At 71.1% G+C, this 3034-nt stretch carries 4 protein-coding genes; 1 reads left to right on the forward strand and 3 read right to left on the reverse strand.

Annotated features, from left to right (window positions below; all coding sequences use genetic code 11):
• Both QZ772_RS00320 and QZ772_RS00325 read right to left on the reverse strand, forming a co-directional pair.
• Window positions 1-197 (reverse strand): hypothetical protein (locus QZ772_RS00320; RefSeq protein WP_295521804.1); only part of this gene is annotated, 197 nt, incomplete at its 3' end.
• Complete coding sequence (locus QZ772_RS00325; RefSeq protein ID WP_295521806.1) at window positions 194-1129, reverse strand: SMP-30/gluconolactonase/LRE family protein; 936 nt, start codon at window positions 1127-1129, stop codon at window positions 194-196. The genes QZ772_RS00320 and QZ772_RS00325, both read right to left, overlap by 4 nt.
• A 111-nt stretch (window positions 1130-1240) precedes the next feature.
• Here QZ772_RS00325 and QZ772_RS00330 point away from each other — a divergent pair, with 111 nt between their 5' ends.
• On the forward strand, window positions 1241-2035 hold the full coding sequence (locus QZ772_RS00330; RefSeq protein WP_295521809.1) for an SDR family oxidoreductase: 795 nt from the start codon (window positions 1241-1243) through the stop codon (window positions 2033-2035).
• Window positions 2036-2125: 90 nt separating this feature from the next.
• On the opposite strand, the gene QZ772_RS00335 is transcribed toward QZ772_RS00330, so the two are convergent.
• Window positions 2126-3034 (reverse strand): LysR family transcriptional regulator (locus QZ772_RS00335; RefSeq protein ID WP_295521812.1); only part of this gene is annotated, 909 nt, incomplete at its 5' end.

The following is a 3034-nucleotide window of genomic DNA, read 5'->3' on the forward strand; positions in this document are numbered from 1 at the left end:
TCCACCGGCGCGCCCTGCGGCGGTAGCCACTGCCAGGCGGCCACTGCGCCACCGCGGGAGGGGACGACCGCCAGTCGCTGACCGGCATGCTGCAGCCAGTGGCGGCCTTGCGCGTCCGCGACGAGCACGCCCGCATCGGCGGCCTCGACCGAATCGACAGGTGATGCCGGCGCGCCGGCGAGGTCGGAGAGGTTCATGCGACAGATCCAAAGGCATGGGCCGGCAGGCCGGCGACGTTCATCGGCACGGCAAAAAGCCCACCAGCGAGCGGCTCGGCGCGCAGCGCCACGTCGTCGAGGCCCACACGCGCGGTCGTGATGTAGAGCGTGCGCAGGTCCTCGCCGCCGAAGGCGCAGTGCGTGACCTGGCTGGCGGGCACGGCGATGCGGTCCAGCTCCTCGCCAGTGTCGGGGTCGTGGGCGCTGACGCAGCCGCCGCCCCAGTGCGCGATCCACAGGCGCCCCTGCGCATCGACCGTCATGCCGTCGGGATGGCCATCGCCCGCGCCGAAGGTCAACCAGGGGCGAAGCGGCACACGCGGGCCGCTGACAGGGTCCACCTCGCAGGCCAGCACATGCCGGCCCACCGTGTCGTTCACATACATGCGCCGTCCGTCCAGCGACCAGGCGGGACCGTTGGTGACGCGCAGGCCCAGCAGAAGGCGGTCGCAGCGGCCCGCCTCGTCGTAGCAGTACAGGTGGCCGGTGGGCTGGCGCGCGTCGAAATCCATGCTGCCGGCCCAGAAGCGCCCATGCCGGTCGCAGCGGCCGTCGTTGAAGCGGTTGCTGGCCGGCTCGCCCGCGGGCTGGTGCAGATAGACCGGCTGCGTGCCCGGCGCTTCGGGATCGAAGTGGGCCATGCCCCGGCGCAGCGCCAGCATCAGGCCGGTGCCATCACGCCGCTCGGCCACGGCCGAGACCTCTTCGCCGAACTGCCAGCACAGCGCCTCTCCGTCAGCGGGGCGCCAGCTGAAGAGCCGGTGCGACAGGATGTCGACCCACCACAGCGCCTGCCGGCGCGGCGACCACAGCGCGCCCTCGCCGAGCTGGGCGCGGGCATCGAGCACGCACTGGGCCGGACCGGCATGCAGCGCCGGCCCGCGGGCGGCGGGCGGCAAGGAGGAAGTCATGCGCAGGGCCTCGCCATATTTGTCTCGCGTTTGTCTTGTCTTGACGCCATCGATGCTAGCCGGGCATATTGATGAGCGTTGCATGATTTATTGGCCTCATTCGATACACAAATGAATATCCCATCATCGAACACCTTCGGCACCGCTTCCGCCCGCTACCCGGGTCTTCAGGGCCGCCGCGCCTTCGTCACCGGCGGGGGCAGCGGCATCGGGGCCGCCATCGTGGGCGAGCTGACACGCCAGGGCATGCAGGTCGCCTTCGTCGACATCGCCGAGGCACCGAGCCGTGCGCTGGCGGAGTCGCTGGCCGCCGAAGGCCTGCCGGCGCCCTGGTGGCGGCGCTGCGATGTGCGCGACGTGCCCGCGCTGCAGGCCGCCATCGCGGATGCGGCCGCGGAACTGGGCGACTTCACCGTGCTGGTCAACAACGTGGCCAGCGACGACCGGCACACGCTCGAATCGGTGACGCCGCAGTACTACGACGAGCGCATGGCCATCAACGAGCGTCCGGCCTTCTTCGCGATCCAGTCCGTGGTGCCCGGCATGCGCCGGCTGGGCGGCGGATCGGTGGTCAACCTGGGCTCGACCGGCTGGCAGGGCAAGGGCAGCGGCTACCCCTGCTATGCGATCGCCAAGTCGTCGGTGAACGGCCTGACGCGCGGGCTGGCCCGCACGCTGGGGCAGGACCGCATCCGCATCAACACGGTCTCGCCCGGCTGGGTGATGACCGAGCGGCAGATCGCGCTCTGGCTCGATGCCGAGGGCGAGAAGGAGCTCGCGCGCAACCAGTGCCTGCCCGACCGCCTGGCGCCGCAGGACATCGCGCACATGGTGGCCTTCCTGGCCAGCGACGCAGGGCGCATGTGCACGGCGCAGGAATTCACCGTAGATGCGGGGTGGGTTTGAGCATGGTCAGCGGAGACTGCCGCGTGACGGATTGAGCGCCCGCGGCCCCTCACCCTGCCTCTCCCCAGCGGGGAGAGGAGCAATGCGGGGTCAGGGACTGAGGCCGTAGACGGGCCGGCAGGCAGTGCGTAGCGCCTGCATCAGCAGCGTGGCGCCCGGGGACAGTTGCCGGTCGGTGCGGGTGATGAGGCCGAAGTCGTCCATGTGGCAGGGCATGTCCAGCGGCAGGATGCTCAGGATGCCGTGGCCGGCGTAGTAGCGCGCCACTTCCGTGGCCATCACGCACAGCATGTCGCTCTGCTGCAGCATGCGGGTGATGAACAGCAGGGCCGCGGTCTCGACCACGTCGAAGGGCGGGGCCAGGCCGGCCTCCTGGAACATCAGGTCGAAGCGGTGCCGCAGCACGCTGCCCGCCGGCGGCACGATCCACGGCCGGGTCGCCACGTCACCCAGCGTGAGCCCTGCCGCACTCGACAGCGGGTGGCCCGGCCGGGCGACCGCACATACGGGCTCGCCCGTCAGCGGCTCGTAGCGCAGGTTCGACTTGTCGTCGTCGGCAAAGATGCGCGCCACCAGGATGTCCAGCCGCCCCTGGCGCAGGTAGTCGACCAGCACCGGGCTGGTCTCGATCTCCAGCACCACGCGCAGGCTGGGCTGCTCGCGCTTCACGGCCGCCACCGCCTGCGGCAGCAGCGCGAGGCCGGGGGAGGTGATCGCGCCCACGCCCACCTGGCCGTAGCGGCCGGCCTTGAGCGACATCAGCTCCTCATGCGCCTGGTTGAGGCTGGCCAGCGCCTGGCGGGCGTGGCGGATCATGGTCTCTCCGTACCAGGTGGGCCGCATGCCCCGGGGCAGGCGCTCGAACAGCGGCACCTCCAGCACGTCCTCCAGGTCCTTGAGCAGCTTGCTGGCCGCGGGCTGCGTGATGTTGAGTGCGCGGGCGGCCGCGTGGATGTTGCCCTCGTCGGCCAGCGCCGTGAGCAGCAGCAGCTGCCGCGT

Origin of the sequence: uncultured Pseudacidovorax sp. (assembly GCF_913773995.1) — a bacterium.
In the GTDB taxonomy this organism is placed as follows: domain Bacteria; phylum Pseudomonadota; class Gammaproteobacteria; order Burkholderiales; family Burkholderiaceae_C; genus Xenophilus.

What these genes read in the sequence shown, in the direction of transcription:
- QZ772_RS00330 (WP_295521809.1), top strand. Translation starts at nt 1,241, where the DNA reads ATGAATATCCCATCATCGAACACCTTCGGCACCGCTTCCGCCCGCTAC.
- QZ772_RS00325 (WP_295521806.1), bottom strand. Translation starts at nt 1,129, where the DNA reads ATGACTTCCTCCTTGCCGCCCGCCGCCCGCGGGCCGGCGCTGCATGCC.